Source organism: Pseudomonas ulcerans (assembly GCF_036324125.1).
GTDB lineage: Bacteria > Pseudomonadota > Gammaproteobacteria > Pseudomonadales > Pseudomonadaceae > Aquipseudomonas > Aquipseudomonas ulcerans.
In genome coordinates this window covers 17,489-32,684 of record NZ_JAZDQN010000060.1, presented here as the reverse complement: position 1 = coordinate 32,684, position 15,196 = coordinate 17,489, and the positions used below count along the sequence as shown (strand labels likewise).

Below are 15,196 nucleotides of genomic sequence, written 5' to 3'. Positions count from 1 at the left end.
CCGCGCCCCCCCCCCGGGGGGCGGGGGTGAACCCCGGTTTGCCGGCCTTTTACTCACCTCCCCCCCCGGGGTCAACCCCCGCTCCCACAGGGACTAGTGTGCTTTTGCTCAGTTGGTATCCACCAAGGTCTGTGGTTTGGCCGAGTCGGGCACATCGAAGAGCTTGTCGAAGGCCCACTGGAAGGCGAACGCGTAGAAGAAAAAGAACACGAACAGCGCCAGGTTGGTCAGCAATGCCTGGAACAGGCTGATATCCAGCCAGTAGCTGATCAGCGGCAGCAGGATGACGGTCAGCCCGCCTTCGAAGCCGACGGAGTGGATGACCCGTCGGCCGAAGGTGCGTTCACGGTTCTTCAGGCGTTTCTCGATGCTTTCGAAGGCCGCGTTGTAGAGCACGTTCCAGCTCAAGGCGATGGTGGAGATGATGACCGACAGTGCGGTGGAGTGTGCCAGCCCGCTGTCGTGGAACAGGGTGAAGGCGGGGGTAATGCAGAAAATCGCCACGAACTCGTAGCTGACTGCCTGGAAGATCTTGCGCTTTGGCCCTTGCATGGTTCACCTGTGCGTTGCTTGCATTCGCGGTACAGAGGAATAAACCGCCTTGTGGGCACGGGCAATTTGGATAAGCTCAACGCGGTTAAGCACAGCTGAATTGACGGGGATCCGATGTTCACCCACTTGCCGTTGAACGCGCTGAGGTACTTCGAGGCCGTTGCCAGGTTGGGCAGCCTGAAGCGGGCGGCCGAGGAATTGTCGGTTACGCCGTCGGCGGTTTCGTTGCAGGTAAAGAGCCTCGAAGAGTGGCTGGGCAAGCCGGTGTTCGACCGCACGGGCAGTGGCCTGGTCCTGACCCTTGCCGGTGAGCGCGTCTTCAGCTCCGCGCACCGGGTACTGTACGAGTTGTCCGTGGTCCTAGACGAGCAGCGCACGAACAAGGCGGTGGACACCCTCAATGTCACCACCACGCCGGAGTTCGCCGCCTTGTGGCTGGTTCCGCGGCTGGAAGCCTTCTACCAGTTGCGCCCGGATATCCGCATCCGTGTCGTTCCCGGTGGTGAAGTGGTCGATCTGCTGCGCAACCACGAATTCCATCTGGCCATTCGCGCCTCCAGCAAGGACTATCCCGCGCTGTACCAGGAACACCTGTTCAGCGAGCAATTCGGCGTGTTCGCCGCACCGCACCTGCTGCAGCGTGCAGGCGACGATCCGCCCCGGCTGATCGACCTGGCCTGGGGCAGCAATGCCAACCCGCCCCTGTCGTGGCGCGACTGGTGCCAGCTGGCCGGGCTGCAAGCCTGGCTCGGCAAGGAACTGCTCGGCTACCACGACGAGCACCTGGCCTTGCAGGCAGCGATCGCCGGGCAGGGCTACGTACTGGCCAGTTGCGTGCTGGCGGCCAACAGCGTCAAGGCGGGTCTGCTCGTCCCTTATCGCCCGGAGCTTGTGCTGCCCGGCTCGTGCTACACCGCGCTCTGTACCCCCGGAAAGGAGCGGCATGCCGGCGTCAGGGCGTTTCTGGACTGGTTGCGCGCACAAACCTAGTGGTGCAACTCGATATTGCCGTCCTGCACCTGGCGATACACCGTGTAGGGCAGCACCAGCGTATCCAGCGCCCCCGACAGCACCAGGTCGACCATCACGAACGGTACTCCGGCGGGCGCTCCCTCGGCTTGCACGGTGGGGTTGGGCGGGCCGTTGAGGATGCAGAAGTTGTACACCGCACCGCTATACACACGTGGTACCGAGGCGCAGTCGGTGCGCCATTCCCTGAGGTTCTTCGCCGTCACCTGGTCGCCCCTGAGCACGGTATTCACCGTACCGCAGCCGGACAGCGAAAGGCCGATGGCAGCCAGGATCAGTTTGCGGGTGTTCATGGGGGTTGCTCCGGTCTGGGGGAAACCGGTACTTGACCGCAACCCGCAGGTGGCTGGCAGTCAGCCAGGGGCCAGCTCATCGTAGGAGGGAAATGGTTCAGGGGTAGGGTGTTGCTGATGACCTCATCGCTGGCAAGCCAGCTCCCACAAGGACCGCGTCGACCACAGATCTCATGGCTGGCCCAGGTCTCGGTAGGAGCTGCGTTAGCTGCGATGGACCGCGCCAGCGGCCCCGAAAACCAACACGGACGGGTCCCTGATCAAACCCAGTTGCGGATCACAATGCTTGGTCTGGCGCTTTTCTCCAGGGCACCGAGCGGACAGGTTTTGGGACCGCTGGCGCGGTCCATCGCAGCTAACGCAGCTCCTACCGGGGCCACAGGCAGATTGTCTACTTGCATGGGACAGTCATACCGTTTCCAGCCGATTTATCCTTTTCCGAGAACTCCTTAATCTGGCCTCACTTAGCGACAACAACCCAGACAAACTTCTCGAACAAAAGGATCTTCGCCATGACCAACGCCACCTACAACCGCCTGAACAAAGACGACGCCGTAGTCCTCCTGGTCGACCACCAGACCGGTCTGATCTCCCTGGTGCAGGACTTCTCGCCCAACGAGTTCAAGAACAACGTGCTGGCGCTGGCCGACCTGGCGAAATTCTTCGACCTGCCGACCATCCTCACCACCAGCTTCGAACAAGGCCCCAACGGCCCGCTGGTTCCAGAGCTGAAAGAGATGTTCCCGGATGCCCCGTACATCCCGCGCCCCGGCCAGATCAACGCCTGGGACAACGAAGACTTCGTCAAGGCGATCAAGGCCACCGGCCGCAAGCAACTGATCATCGCCGGCGTGGTGACCGACGTCTGCGTCGCCTTCCCGACCCTGTCGGCACTGGCCGAAGGCTTCGATGTGTTCGTGGTGACCGATGCTTCCGGCACCTTCAACGAAACCGTGCAGCAGGCCGCGTGGAACCGCATGACCCAGGCCGGCGCGCAGATGATGAACTGGTTCTCGGTGGCCTGTGAGCTGCACCGCGACTGGCGCAACGACATCGAAGGGCTGGGCAACCTGCTGTCGCAGCGGATTCCCAACTATCGCAATCTGATGAACAGCTACTCGGCATTCACTGCCAAGTAAGTGGAGAAAGTGCCTGCTTTGAAGAGCAGGCCCTTTTTGGTTGTTGCTGATGGCCTCTTCGCCGGCAAGCCGGCTCCCACAGGGGGCTGGGCCAGCCATGAAACCGGTGCTCGACGCGGTCCCTGTGGAAGCTGCGGTTCGGCGTTCCGACTTGCCAGTGATCATGCCATTGGCTGCGGCATCAGCCGGCCTGACGCTCCTCCATCCCCTTGATCATCGACTCGGCCAGTGCCCATGAGGCTTCCAGGGTGTGCTGGGTGGCCCAGAGCATGCCGGCCAGATGCTTGTCCTTGACCGTGTCGCAGGCCTGGAGATTGGTTTCATAGGCACAGCGCAGCATGACCGCGAGGTGGACCAGGGCCTTTTCCACGTCGGCTCCGCCACAGACGGCAAACAGCGGTGGGTGGTGACGTTATCTCGCTTGTGAGGCCGCCACCGGTAGCTGTCAAACATATGGGTGGCAGCTGTGCATGGGTTGACAGACCGAGAGCGAGAGAACCCGGCGCGCACGAGGCGCCCCACGCACAGCCGCCATAAAACGACGCCCCGGCGAGAAACGCCTTGGCGGGTGATGTGGGTACTGCGGTTCAATCGCTGTTCGACCTGTCAAAGCCGATCGCCAGACATCGGCGACGGCAGCAAGACTAGGCAGCGTTTCCCCAGCACGCAACGGCTGATAAGCCGCGGGAGTATGCTTGGGAAATTGCCTACAAGAAAGTCGGAGATCGGTGAAGTTTCGTCGCTGAATGTGGCTGCTACCCACCCAAGGCGAACTCTACCGCCGCCTGTACATGCACCGCCGTGGAATCGAACCCAGGCAGTGGCAAACCTTCACTGTCGAGGATCAGGCAGATTTCCGTGCAGCCGAAGATCACCGAGTCGGCGCCCTCGTTCTTGGCCGTTTCGATCAGCTCCAGCAACACCTGCCGCGATTCATCCCGGACGATGCCCAGGCTCAGCTCTTCGAAGATGATCTTGTGGATGCGTTCACGGCCCTCGGCATCCGGCACCTGCACATCGATGCCATGGCCTTGCATGCGCTCGGGGTAGAAACCGTTTTCCATGGTGTAGCGCGTCGCGATCAGCAGGGGCTGCTTGCGGCCGGCACACTTCAGGCGTTCGGCCATGGTGTCGACGATATGGATGAAGGGCAGCGGCGTCGCGGCGATCACCGCGTCCGCCACCAGGTGCATGGTCACCGCGCAGATCATCACGCAGTCGGCGCCTGCGGCTTCGAGGCTGCGCGCGACCGTGGCGAGGTGTTCGCCGGCTTCGTCCCAGCGGGCACTTTTCTGCAGGTCGACGATGGCCTGGAAGTCCACCGAGTGCAGCAGGACCTGCGCCGAGTGAAGGCCACCCAGGCGCTGGTTGATGGCCTGGTTGATCGAGCGGTAATACACCGCCGAACCTTCGAAACTCATGCCGCCTATCAAGCCGATCTTGCGCATGTCCTGCTCCTTCGTTGTGGTCTGTCGGATGGCCGTGGCCAGCATCGCGGCGCAGTGTATGCTCGCGGCATTTATCTCAAGAAATGAATAATCAGGAATGGGGATTCTCGTTTTGAGAAACATTGATCTCGACTCGCTGCAGATCTTCAAAGCGGTGGTGGACTTTGGCGGTGTGACCAATGCGGCGCGGCAACTGAACCGGGTGCAGTCGAACATCACTACCCGGGTGAAGAACCTGGAGCAGCGTTTGGGCGTCGAACTGTTCGTGCGCCAGGGCGGCAAGCTGGTACCCAGCAACGAGGGGCGTCTGCTGCACCTGTATGCCGACAAGCTGTTGCGCCTGTCCGGCGAGGCGGAGGCGGCGCTGCGGCATGGCGCACCGCAGGGCACGTTGCGTATCGGCACGCTGGAAAGCACTGCGGCGGCACGTCTGCCGCCGTTGTTGTCGGCCTACCATGAGCGTTTCGCCGAGGTGCATATTGAGCTGGTCACCGGGTCGACCGACGACCTGCTGGCGCGCGTGCATCGTGGCGACATCGAGGCGGCATTCGTTTCCGATCCCTTCAACGGCGAAGGCCTTGAGGCGCAGCCGGCGTTCGCTGAAGAGCTGGTGCTGATCGCCGCCCGCAGCACCTCGATCCGTAATGCCAGCGACCTGCAAGGTTGCACCATCATCGCCTTCGCCACAGGTTGTTCGTATCGGCGGATTCTCGAAGGCTGGCTGGTGACCTGCGAGGTGGCGCCCCGGCGGGTGCTGGAACTGGCGTCGTATCACGCCATCGTTGCCTGCGTTGCTGCTGGCTCCGGCGTGGCCATCGTGCCGCGTTCGGTGGTCAAGGCCGTAGGCTCGGAGGACTTGGTGCGGGTGCTGCCGTTGCCGGCGAAGGTGGCCCGCACCCAGACCCATCTGGTCTGGCGGGTGGGGCATCGTTCAGCGGTTCTGGATGCGTTACTGGAGGAAGTACGGCGCAATCGTTAGGTTGGCCTGCGCTTGCCCAGCGCCATCGCCACCCCGCCCAGCACCACCGCCGAGATCACCACCAGCCGCAACGACAGCGGCTCCCCCAACAGCATCACCCCACCCAATGCGGCAATCACCGGCACGCTCAACTGCAGGGTCGCCGCCTGCTGCGCGCTGATCTGCTTGAGTACGCCATACCACACGGCATAGCCGGCTCCGGACGCCAGCACGCCGGAGGCCAGGGCGTAGAGCAGGCCAGTGGTGTCGACCTGCAAATTCGCCTGGAACAGCGCGCCCAATAGCGGGATCACCAGCAACGGCAGGCTGCGCAGGAAATTGCCGGCGGTGTCGGCCAGCGGGTTGGCCGAGCCGCGGCCAAGAAGCGAGTAGGCGCCCCAGGCAATGCCGGACACCACCATGAATAGCGCGCTGACCGGCGCCGGCGCATGGGCGCCGGGGAGCAGCAGGGCGATCAGCCCGGCGAAGGCGACCAGCATGCCCAGCAGCACCCGCGGCAGCACGCGGTCGCCCTTGAACCAGGAGACCGCGAACATGGTGATCTGCACCGCGCCGAACAGGATCAGCGCCCCCACCCCCGCACCCAGTTGCACGTAGGCGATGGAGAACAGCCAGGCATAGAGAAACAGCGCCAGCCCGCCCTTCCAGCTGCCGCCCAGGGCGCCGCCCGGTTGGCGTACCCGCACCAGGCAGAACAGGAACACTGCGCCGCTGAGCAGGCGCACGGCGGTGAAGGTGTGCGGATCGAGGTCGCGCTGGGCCAGGGCCAGGCGGCAGAACACCGAGTTGGCGGCGAAGGCCAGCAGGGCGAACAGCGCCGGTCCGATCCAGTTGGCGGAGGGGGAGAGCGCTACAGCATCCGTTTTGTTGTTGTTCATCTCGGCTGTGCCTGTTGTAGAAAAACTGTCTGGGCTTGATTGCGTCTTGTGCATCAAGTGCCTTGAAAGTTGGCGTCATGTGCAATTGATAGAGAGCATCTGGCCTGCTAGCAAAGAAGTTTTTCTTTCTCGTGGTGCAGGTCGCTACTTTGGTCTTGGCGTTGTCAGCAGCGGTTTCTTGCCGGGAAATCGCCTGCGATCTGTATGCCGAGCGGAAAGCGGATCTGTGTCTAACGTCTCGTGCGGGGCAGTTGCAGAATCAGCAACTCCGACCAAGGTATGAGTGCGATGACGGACATTCCGGGTGAAATCGATTTTGCGGGATTCAGGGTGCGCCGGCTGTTGCCGGAGGACGGCGAGACGGTCTGTGCGCACCGCGAGGCGATGTTTCTTGAGGCGGGTGGCGATCCAGCCACCTTGCAGCTGATGACCGAGCATTTCCGCCCTTGGTTGCAGCCGCGTCTGGCGGACGGGCGCTACTACGGCTTTGCCGTGCTGGAGGGCGACAGGATCGCGGCGGCGATCGGCCTGATGAGCATCGACTGGCCACCCCATCCGGCTCATCCCGAGCGGGATCAGCGGGGTTACGTGCTGAATGTCTATGTCGAGCCGGCGTATCGGCGGCGTGGATTGGCGTCGAAGTTGATGCTGTTGGGGGAGGCGGAGTTCCGGCAGCGGGAGTTGGGGTTTGCCGTGTTGCATGCCACCGAGGTGGGGCGGCCGGTGTATGAGGGATTGGGGTGGGGCAAGACGGCGGAAATGGCCAAGGTGCTGGGCTGAGCTTCAGGGCCTCATCGCTGGCAAGCCAGCTTCCACAGGTCCCGCGGTGCACGCAAAACCTGTGGGAGCTGGCTTGCCAGCGATGAGGCCCGTGACGACAACCAGGATCAATCAGACCCGGCAAACTTGCCCATGTCCACTGGCATCGGCTTGAACTCCGGGCCTTTGCCCGAGACCCGCCAGCGCACATTGGTGATGCCGTAGCGCTCGGCCATCGGCCGGCTGACCTTCTTGATCTTCTGCTGGCCGAAGCGTGGGATCACGCCCACCCCGGCATCGCAGCTGGCCCAGTGCCAGGCCTCGGTGTTGTCCATGTTTTCCAGGCGAATGATGAAACTGCGCGGCTGACCCTGAAGCTCGTAGTCGATTACGTAAAGTTGTGGTCCCGCCATTGGAATCCCTCCGTTCCCTTGCCGCCCTGCGAGCAAGGCGGTTTTGATTTGATCAGCCGTGATGCGCCGAGGCATCGGATTGTGACGGGAACGTTGCGAATGCCGTGCCCATTCGGGGAGCAGGGTTTGGGCCAGCAAACGTTGGGACGGAGTTGCCCGATGTTGCCGCATTTTGCATGACCGGCCGCTGCGGGCCGTGCAAAACGACCGGTTCAGCTGGCGCACAGGGCCGGCAGGCGGCGCAGCATCAAGGCCAGTGCAGAGGGGGTGAGGGCGGTGCTGTCGAGTTGCTCGCGACGCACCCATTTGCAGGCGGCAATTTCGTTGGCCGCGATCGCTTCGGCATAGTCATCGAACTGGGTGGTGAACACGTGATGCACGGTGTTGCCGACTTCGACGGAACACAATTGCAACAGGCCGAGGCAGCGCAGCCGGGTTTCTTCTTCGAGCTCGCGGGCGGCGGCCTGAACCGGCTGCTCGCCGTCTTCGACGGTGCCTCCGGGGAAGTTCCATTTGCCGCCCTTCTTGCGCACCAACAGTATCTTGCCGCTGCGCAGGCAGATGATCGTGGCTCTGGCTTTGTATCTGCGGCTTTTTCCTGACATGGGCTGAGTCCTGTAGCGCGGTGTTCCTTTGCCGAAGACTTGTTAATTCCGGTCAGGTTCAATAAACGTAGTTCAGTTCCCAAGCATCTGGCGTGCCAGCGTGGCAGCCGGCCAGACCATTCATCCTTTCCTGTGGACTATCGCTCATGTCACTCCGCGCCCTGCGAACGTTGGTCGCCATCGCCCAGCACGGCTCCTTCGCCCGTGCCGCCGAGGCGGTGCACCTCACCCAGTCGGCGGTGAGCCTGCATATCCGCGGTCTCGAAGAGGAATTCAACGCGCCGCTGTTCGATCGCTCGCGGCGCCTGCCGGTGCTGACCGAGGCCGGGCACCTGGCACTGGAGCGGGCAAGGGAGATCCTGGCGCTGTACGACAGCATCGCCGCCGAACTGGGCGAGGATGGCGAGTTGCGCGGACGGTTGCGGGTGGGCGCCATTCATACGGCGCTTTCAGGGATATTGCCCAAGGCCCTGGCGGCGCTGAATACCGAGCACCCGCACCTGCGGGTCAACGTCGCCTCCGGCATGTCGGCGGAGCTGGCAACCCGGGTCGAGGCCGGCGAGCTGGATGCGGCGGTCACCACCGAGCCGGTCAAGCCACACCCCTACGGGCTGGTCAGCACCGTGCTGTACGAGGAAGGTTTCTGGGTGATCGCCCCGCAGCACCTTGCCGGTGTCGAATCACGCCGCCTGTTGCAGGAACAACCCTTCATCCGCTTCGACCGTCGCGCCTGGGCCGGTCGCACCATCGAGCGCGAGCTGCGGCGCATGCGCCTGCGGGTCAGGACCACCATGGAGCTGGATAGCCAGGAGGCCATCGTGCAGATGGTCGCCAGCGGTCTGGGCGTCTCGGTGGTGCCGTCCTCCGCGGACAACCTGCAACGGCTCAATGCCTTGGCGTGGATGCCCTTCGGCGAGCCACAGCGCACCCGGCGGGTGGTGCTGATCGAGCGCGAGGACCGGCCACGCGGGCGCCTGGCTGCGGCCCTGGCCCACGCGGTGCAGCGCCAGGCGGCACTGACCAATGAGTAAAACTTGAGGGTGGCTCAATAATTCATCGTTTTTAATCAAGCGTCCGGGTCTTTATCGTGGGGCCACTACCGATAGCCCGGACCGCGTCATGACCCTTGCCCTGCTGCTCGCCCTGTTGCCCATCGCCTTGCTGATCACCCTCGGCGCCTGGTTGCGGCACAGCCAGTTCATTGCCGATGCGTTCTGGCCCCAGGCCGAGCGCCTGGGCTACTACGTGCTGCTGCCGGCGCTGTTTGTCCATGGCCTGGCGACTGCGAAACTGGATGGCGTGCCGGTGCTGGGCATGGCCCTGGCGCTGGTGTCGTCGACGGTGCTGGTGGCCTTGCTGATGGTGCTGCTGCGGCGCTGCTTCGCGGTGAATGACGCGGCGTTCACCTCGGTGTTCCAAGGGGGCGTGCGTTTCAACAACTACGTGGGTGTGTCGGCGGCGGCGGGCCTGTTCGGAACCCAGGGCATCGCCCTGGCGGCGGTGGCCAATGCGGCCATCGTGCCGACGGTGAATATCCTCTGCGTGCTGGTGTTCGCCCGCTATGGTTCGGCGGGGCGCATGAGCTGGAAGGACGTGGCCAGGCAGATGGCCCTGAATCCGCTGTTGATGGCCTGCGCCGGCGGGATCCTGCTGCATGTCACGGGGTTGGGTTTGCCGGCGGCGGTCGAGCCGTTGCTGAAGGCCCTGGGCCAGGCGTCGTTGCCCTTGGGCTTGCTCTGCGTCGGTGCGGCGCTGGACCTGAAGGCGGCGCGCAGTTGGCTGCGGCCGGTGGGACAGTCGTCGGTGGCCAAGTTCATGGTCATGCCGCTGGTGACCCTGGCGGCCTGTCATCTGTTCGGCCTCAGCGGCGAGGCGGCGATTGCCGCGCTGCTGTTCCAGGCCCTGCCCACCGCCTCGTCGTCCTACATCATGGCCCGGCAACTGGGCGGCGATGCGCCGCTGATGGCGGGGATCATCGCCGGGCAGACGTTGCTGGCGGCGGTGGCGTTGCCGTTGGCGGTGAGCAGTCTTCTGCCATGGATTTGAGGTTGTTCTTGCGGGCCCTATCGCGGGTGAACCCGCTCCTACAGGGATCAATGCAGACCTTGTGGGAGCGGGTTTACCCGCGATGATGCCCGCACGAGCGCTACAGAACTCTCAGAAACTGCCGCGCAAGGTCAGCATGTAGTTGCGCGGCGCACCGTACCAGTTGCCATAAGCACTGCTCGCCACCGTCTGGTAGTACTCCTTGTCGAACAGGTTGTTGCCGTTGAGCGCGGCGGTCCAGTGTTCATCGATGCGGTATTCCACCAGCGCGTTCCACACCGCATAGCCGGCCTGGGTGTACTGGAAGCTGTTGGTGCTCGGGCTTAGCGATCCATCTTCCAGGCGGCGCTGGACGTTGCCGGTCACGTAGTTGCTGCTCTGGATGATGGCGCCGCCGCCGATCTTCCAGTCGTTGAACTGGCCCGGCAGCTGGTAACTGGTGAAGAACTTGAACAGGTGCTTCGGCGTCTGGGTGCTGATCGGCGTGCCTGCCGCTTCGTCGTCGCCGGTCTTGCGCTGTTCGTTGATGTTGAAGGTGTAGCCGGCGCTCAGTTGCCAGCCCGGGGTCAGTTCGCCGGTGATCTCCAGGTCCACGCCCTTGCTGATGTTTTCGCCCCCCGCGACGTAGCAGCAGGCATTGGAGGTGGTGTCCTGGGAGTACACGTAGATCGCGTTGTTTTCCTGCTTGGTGTAGTACAGCGCGGCGGACAGGTTCAGGCGGCCATCGAGCAGTTCGCCCTTGGTGCCGAACTCGTAGGTGTCGCCTTCGATCGCATCGAGCGGGGCAAGGTCGGCACCGAGGGTCTCGATCTGCGGCTTGTAGATCTGCGCGTAGCTGGTATAGACCGACCACTGCGGGCTGAGGGCGTAGATCAGGCCGCCGTACGGGGTGACGATGCCGCTGTCCTTGCCGCCGTCCTTGCCGTCGGTGCCGAAGGACGGGACGATCGCATGCAAGGTGCTGTTGTAGTCGGAGTAGCGGGCGCCGAGCACGGCGGTAAGCGGATCGGCCAGGCTCAGGCGGGTGGTGACGTAGGCGCCATGCTTGCGGATGTTCCAGTCCGGATACTCGTAGTACAGCGCCGGCCTGGCCGGTTTGGGCAGTGAACCGACATCGGTGGTGAACACGTCCACCGGAACCCGCGAGGTCCATTCGCTATGGTCGGCGTAGCTGCGCTGGATATCGGTGTAGTCGACCCCCGTGACCAGTTCGTGACGACGCCCGAAGGCTTCGAAGGTGCCCTGCAGGTTGGCATCGAACAGGTCCTGGTCGTTGTCGAAGTTGCGCACCACGCGCTGGAAGGTGGCGCCACTGTTGGTGTCGGGGTTGATCGGGTTGCTGACTTCGCCCATGTCCTGCTCGGAGCTGTAGCGAATGCGGGTGAAGCTGCCGTTCACTTTCCATTCGTCGTTGAAGCGGTGGTCGACCTTGAAGAAGGCTTCGTTACGCTCGTAGTTGTTGGTCGACCAGTCGGCGCTCAGCTTGTCGCTGCGCGACAGGCCCAAGGGGGCGCCGGTGCTGTAGCGTGGCAGGCCGTTTTCCCAGTAACCGTCCATGTCGCGCCATTCGTGGATGGCGCCGACGCTGACCGTGGTCTCCGGGCTGAGGTCGGCTTCCAGGGTGCCGTAGAGCACGTGCTTGTCGCTGTCGGCGCCGCCGTAGAAGTAGCGCTTGTCCTCCACCGAGGCGGCCAGGCGGCCGCGCAGGGCGCCGTCGAAGGCCAGCGGGCCGGTGACGTCGACTTCTGTCCGATAGTTGTCCCAGCTACCGGCGGAGGTGCTGAATTTCAGCTGCGGCTCGGCCAGCGCGCGCTTGCGCACCAGGTTGATCGCGCCGCCGGGTTCGCCGGTACCGCCGTACAGGCCGTCGGAGCCGCGCAGTACCTCGATATGGTCGTAGGCGGTGGTGTCGGCGAGGGTGTCGTAGGTCTGTTCGCGCATGGCCGGGGCGCCGCCGTCGACCTGGATATTGGTCAGGGCGAAGCCGCGGGACAGCACCTTGGTGTTGGCGTCGTTGCCGCCGACCAAGGTGATCCCCGGGGTCTGGTCCAGAGCCTGGGCCAGGTTGGTCATGGCCTGGTCTTCCATGCGCTGGCGGGTGATCACCGTCACTGATTGCGGAGTGTCCTTGAGGCTGTGGGGCATCTTGCCGCCGGCGGTGATGGCGCCGGTGGTGTATGAACCGGAGTTCTCGGTGTAGCTGCCCAGCTCGCCAAGGCCGGTGACGCTGGTGGCGGACAGTTGCACGGAGCCGTCGGCCGGCAGGCGGTTGAGGAGGATGGCGTTGCGGCCACTGAAGTCAAAACCCAGGCCGGTGCCCACCAGCAACTGCACGATCGCTTCGACGGGGGTGAGGTCGCCGCGCACGCCCGGCGAGCGGACGTCCCTGGCCAGGTCGGCGGTGTAGCCGACTTCCCAGCCGGTCTGGCGGCTGAACTGGTTCACGGCACCTGCCAGCGATTGCGCGGGGATGTCGAAGCGCTGTCGCGTGCCTTGCTCGCTGGCGACGCCGGCGGTGTCCGAAGCCGCCAGGACCTGGCCGCTGCCCAGGCAGACGGCCAGCGCCAGGGCGCTGTAGGCAAAGATGGTTTTGACATTGAAGTGCTGCATGGAACCCTCATGAACAGGAATGATTTGCAACCGCGAATCGCCTTGACGGGTTGAGGGCGAGGAACCCGTAAAAGTTTTTCGCGGTGCGCCTGTTCGCGGGTCAGTGGACGATCAGCAGGCCGCCGGGTAGCCGGATCAATTCCGCGCCGGCGAGGCGGGCGAGGGCGGCGACCACGGCCTCGGGATCGTCGAGCTTGTAGTTGCCGCTGACCCGCAGCGCGGCGGTATCGCCGAACAGCAGGATCGGCGCATGGCGCTGGCGGCCCAGCTCCTTGAGCACGTCGGCGAGGGGGCGGTCCTGGAAGATCAGGCGGCCTTCGGTCCAGCCGTGCTGATCGGCGCTGCCTTGCAGGTGCAGTTCGTCGAGGCGGTCGGCGCGCAGGTGCTGCCAGGCACCGGCGCCCAGCAGGCTGTAGGCGCCGAAGCTGTTGCTCAGGCGCACCTTGCCCTCGTCGACGGCAACGCCGACGTCGTCCTCGCGCAGGCTGACGCTGAAGCGCGTGCCGACCACTTCCACCAGGGCCTCGTCGGCCTTGATCCGCAGCGGGCGCAGGGGATCGTGGGCGGCTTCGAGGTAGATATCGCCGCGCAGCAGCTGCAGCGAGCGCTGGTCGTCGTCGATGTGGGCGCTGATGGCGCTGTCGCTGCCCAGGACGATCTTCGAGCCGTCCGACAGGGTGATGCGTCGCTGCTCGCCGGTGGCGGTGAGGTAGTCGGCCTGCAGGCGCAAGGGCAGGTCGCCGAGCCAGGTGCCCAGGGTGAGGAGGATGGCGGCGGCGGTGGCCCATGGTGTCCAGCGGCGGGTTCTGGAACGTGGGTCCGCAGGGCGGGCCTTCGCGAGCGAGCTCGCTCCCACGGGGGATGGGTCAGCCGTGACCTTCAGATCGGTTTCGAGGTCGCGCAGGGCGCTTTCGAAGCTGTCGGCCTGCCAGAGGTTTTCCACTCGCGCGTAGGCCTCGGCGTTCGCCGGGCTGGCGTCGAGCCAGTCGAGGAAGGCCTGTTGCTGGTCAGCGGGGAGCGGTGCGTCGAGGCTGCGGGTGAACCAGACCAGGGCCTGTTCTTCACAGGTGTCGTGTTCAGTCATCGCGACCCCCACTCGGTGCCTTTGAGGCATGCAGCCAGGGCAATGCGCAAATCCTTTTCTACGGTACTGAGCGAAATATTCAGGCGCTCGGCAATGGCGCTCTGTGACAGGCCATGCAAGCGGTGGAGCAGGAGTATACGCTGCTGGCGTTCGGGCAGACGGCGCAGCACGGCTTGCAACTGGCGCAGCTGCTGCTGGCCCTGGACATGGGATTCCGGACCGGGTTGCGGCGCCGGGACCGCGGCGATCCGGGCACTGTCGTCCGGCTCGCATTCGAAGCGGCGCTTGCTGCGCTGGCTGCGCAGATGGTCGAAGGCCAGGTGCTGGGCGGTCTGGTAGAGAAACGCGCGCAGGTGCTCGATATGCCGGCCCTGCGCGGCCTGCGCCACGCGCAGATAGGCCTCCTGGGCCAGGTCCTCGGCGAGATTGGCGCAGCCCACGACCTTGGCCAGCATGCGCACCAGCACCGGCCGTTGGTCGACGAATAAAGCGTCCAGCTCTTGTTTGCCGACTCCCGGCTCCATCGCGCGTCTCCCCCGAGCAAAGCGCGCGCATGGTAGCAGTGGATAAGAATATTTCGCAATTGAGATTTTTATGCGTTGGCGAAGACGCTCGGGCGTTGCTGCGGGAATGGCTAGAATGGGCGATTCGCCTGAGAGGACGCTGCCATGAATCCCGCCCCCACCACGCTTATCCGCGAAACCTTCCCCGTCGGCCCGCTCCAGTGCAATTGCACGATCATCGGCGATCCGGTAACGAAAAAGGCCATTGTCGTCGACCCGGGCGGTAACCCGGACCTGATCATGCAGAAGCTCGATGCCCATGGCCTGAAGGTGGTCAGCATCATCCATACCCATGCCCATCTCGATCACTTCCTCGCCTCCGGGCAGTTGAAGGAAAAGACCGGCGCCACCCTGCACCTGCACAAGGACGACCAGTTCCTCTGGGACAACCTGGAGATGCAGTGCCGCATGTTCGGCGTGCCCTACGTGCCGGTGCCGTCGCCGGACCGCTGGCTGCAGGACGACGAGGAACTGGCTTGTGGCTGCGGCGTGGCCCTGCACACGCCAGGACACACGCCGGGTTCGATGAGCTTCTGGTTCGCCGATGCCAAGCTGCTGATCGCCGGCGATACCCTGTTCCGCCGCGGCGTGGGCCGTACCGATTTGTGGGGTGGCGACCAGGCGACTATCGTTCGTTCGATCAAGCAGCGGCTGTACAGCCTCGACGAGGAGGCGACCGTGGTGGCCGGGCATGGTCCCGACACCCGGTTGGGCGAGGAAATGCGCGAGAACCCGTTCGTACGGGCGTGAACGTCGCAGGGAATTTTTCCGCGTCGCCGCGATCCAAGGCTGGTGGCG

General features: G+C 64.2%; 17 protein-coding genes. 7 read left to right on the top strand and 10 right to left on the bottom strand.

Annotated elements, in window-relative coordinates; all coding sequences use genetic code 11:
• Positions 1-108: 108 nt before the first annotated feature.
• Positions 109-552 (bottom strand): PACE efflux transporter, encoded by a 444-nt coding sequence (locus V0R59_RS29525; RefSeq protein ID WP_330078106.1) that lies wholly within the window; start codon positions 550-552, stop codon positions 109-111.
• A gap of 114 nt (positions 553-666) precedes the next feature.
• Here V0R59_RS29525 and V0R59_RS29520 point away from each other — a divergent pair, with 114 nt between their 5' ends.
• Positions 667-1,542 (top strand): LysR substrate-binding domain-containing protein, encoded by an 876-nt coding sequence (locus V0R59_RS29520; protein WP_330078105.1) that lies wholly within the window; start codon positions 667-669, stop codon positions 1,540-1,542.
• On the opposite strand, the gene V0R59_RS29515 is transcribed toward V0R59_RS29520, so the two are convergent.
• Positions 1,539-1,874 (bottom strand): YceK/YidQ family lipoprotein, encoded by a 336-nt coding sequence (locus V0R59_RS29515; protein WP_330078104.1) that lies wholly within the window; start codon positions 1,872-1,874, stop codon positions 1,539-1,541. The genes V0R59_RS29520 and V0R59_RS29515 overlap by 4 nt on opposite strands.
• 512 nt (positions 1,875-2,386) lie before the next feature.
• Between V0R59_RS29515 and ycaC the strand changes: the two genes are divergently transcribed.
• Positions 2,387-3,013 (top strand): isochorismate family cysteine hydrolase YcaC, encoded by a 627-nt coding sequence (gene ycaC, locus V0R59_RS29510; RefSeq protein WP_330078103.1) that lies wholly within the window; start codon positions 2,387-2,389, stop codon positions 3,011-3,013.
• Positions 3,014-3,194: 181 nt separating this feature from the next.
• Here the strand turns inward: ycaC and V0R59_RS29505 are convergent, their stop codons facing one another.
• Both V0R59_RS29505 and V0R59_RS29500 read right to left on the bottom strand, forming a co-directional pair.
• Positions 3,195-3,383, bottom strand: a complete 189-nt coding sequence (locus V0R59_RS29505; protein ID WP_330078102.1) for a hypothetical protein — start codon at positions 3,381-3,383, stop codon at positions 3,195-3,197.
• A gap of 385 nt (positions 3,384-3,768) precedes the next feature.
• Positions 3,769-4,461, bottom strand: coding sequence for an aspartate/glutamate racemase family protein (locus V0R59_RS29500; RefSeq protein WP_330078101.1), 693 nt, complete (start codon positions 4,459-4,461; stop codon positions 3,769-3,771).
• Positions 4,462-4,573: 112 nt separating this feature from the next.
• On the opposite strand from V0R59_RS29500, the gene V0R59_RS29495 reads away from it, so the two are divergent.
• The gene (locus tag V0R59_RS29495) at positions 4,574-5,440 is read left to right on the top strand and encodes a LysR family transcriptional regulator (protein ID WP_330078100.1); all 867 of its coding nucleotides are present in this window, start codon (positions 4,574-4,576) and stop codon (positions 5,438-5,440) included.
• On the opposite strand, the gene V0R59_RS29490 is transcribed toward V0R59_RS29495, so the two are convergent.
• A complete protein-coding gene (locus V0R59_RS29490; protein WP_330078099.1) occupies positions 5,437-6,318 on the bottom strand; it encodes a DMT family transporter in 882 nt (293 codons plus the stop codon). The genes V0R59_RS29495 and V0R59_RS29490 overlap by 4 nt on opposite strands.
• Positions 6,319-6,606: 288 nt before the next feature.
• Here V0R59_RS29490 and V0R59_RS29485 point away from each other — a divergent pair, with 288 nt between their 5' ends.
• Positions 6,607-7,098: a GNAT family N-acetyltransferase gene (locus V0R59_RS29485; RefSeq protein WP_330078098.1), complete on the top strand. Its 492-nt coding sequence runs from the start codon at positions 6,607-6,609 to the stop codon at positions 7,096-7,098.
• A gap of 107 nt (positions 7,099-7,205) precedes the next feature.
• On the opposite strand, the gene V0R59_RS29480 is transcribed toward V0R59_RS29485, so the two are convergent.
• Positions 7,206-7,490 carry a DUF6555 family protein gene (locus V0R59_RS29480; protein WP_330078097.1) on the bottom strand — a complete coding sequence of 95 codons (285 nt, stop codon included), beginning with the start codon at positions 7,488-7,490 and terminating at the stop codon, positions 7,206-7,208.
• A gap of 212 nt (positions 7,491-7,702) precedes the next feature.
• Positions 7,703-8,095, bottom strand: a complete 393-nt coding sequence (locus V0R59_RS29475) for an NUDIX domain-containing protein (RefSeq protein WP_330078096.1) — start codon at positions 8,093-8,095, stop codon at positions 7,703-7,705.
• Between the two features lie 146 nt (positions 8,096-8,241).
• Here V0R59_RS29475 and V0R59_RS29470 point away from each other — a divergent pair, with 146 nt between their 5' ends.
• Positions 8,242-9,126 (top strand): LysR substrate-binding domain-containing protein, encoded by an 885-nt coding sequence (locus V0R59_RS29470; RefSeq protein WP_330078095.1) that lies wholly within the window; start codon positions 8,242-8,244, stop codon positions 9,124-9,126.
• An 88-nt stretch (positions 9,127-9,214) separates the two neighbouring features.
• Positions 9,215-10,141: an AEC family transporter gene (locus V0R59_RS29465; protein WP_330078094.1), complete on the top strand. Its 927-nt coding sequence runs from the start codon at positions 9,215-9,217 to the stop codon at positions 10,139-10,141.
• A gap of 111 nt (positions 10,142-10,252) precedes the next feature.
• On the opposite strand, the gene V0R59_RS29460 is transcribed toward V0R59_RS29465, so the two are convergent.
• The 3 genes from V0R59_RS29460 to V0R59_RS29450 all read right to left on the bottom strand — a co-directional run bounded on the left by V0R59_RS29460 (position 10,253) and on the right by V0R59_RS29450 (position 14,359).
• Positions 10,253-12,751 carry a TonB-dependent siderophore receptor gene (locus V0R59_RS29460; protein WP_330078093.1) on the bottom strand — a complete coding sequence of 833 codons (2,499 nt, stop codon included), beginning with the start codon at positions 12,749-12,751 and terminating at the stop codon, positions 10,253-10,255.
• A 100-nt stretch (positions 12,752-12,851) separates the two neighbouring features.
• Positions 12,852-13,835 (bottom strand): FecR family protein, encoded by a 984-nt coding sequence (locus V0R59_RS29455; RefSeq protein WP_330078092.1) that lies wholly within the window; start codon positions 13,833-13,835, stop codon positions 12,852-12,854.
• Positions 13,832-14,359, bottom strand: coding sequence for an RNA polymerase sigma factor (locus tag V0R59_RS29450; protein WP_330078091.1), 528 nt, complete (start codon positions 14,357-14,359; stop codon positions 13,832-13,834). The genes V0R59_RS29455 and V0R59_RS29450 overlap by 4 nt, the downstream gene beginning before the upstream one ends.
• A 144-nt stretch (positions 14,360-14,503) precedes the next feature.
• On the opposite strand from V0R59_RS29450, the gene V0R59_RS29445 reads away from it, so the two are divergent.
• Positions 14,504-15,148, top strand: coding sequence for an MBL fold metallo-hydrolase (locus tag V0R59_RS29445; RefSeq protein WP_330078090.1), 645 nt, complete (start codon positions 14,504-14,506; stop codon positions 15,146-15,148).
• The last annotated feature ends 48 nt before the right edge of the window (positions 15,149-15,196 follow it).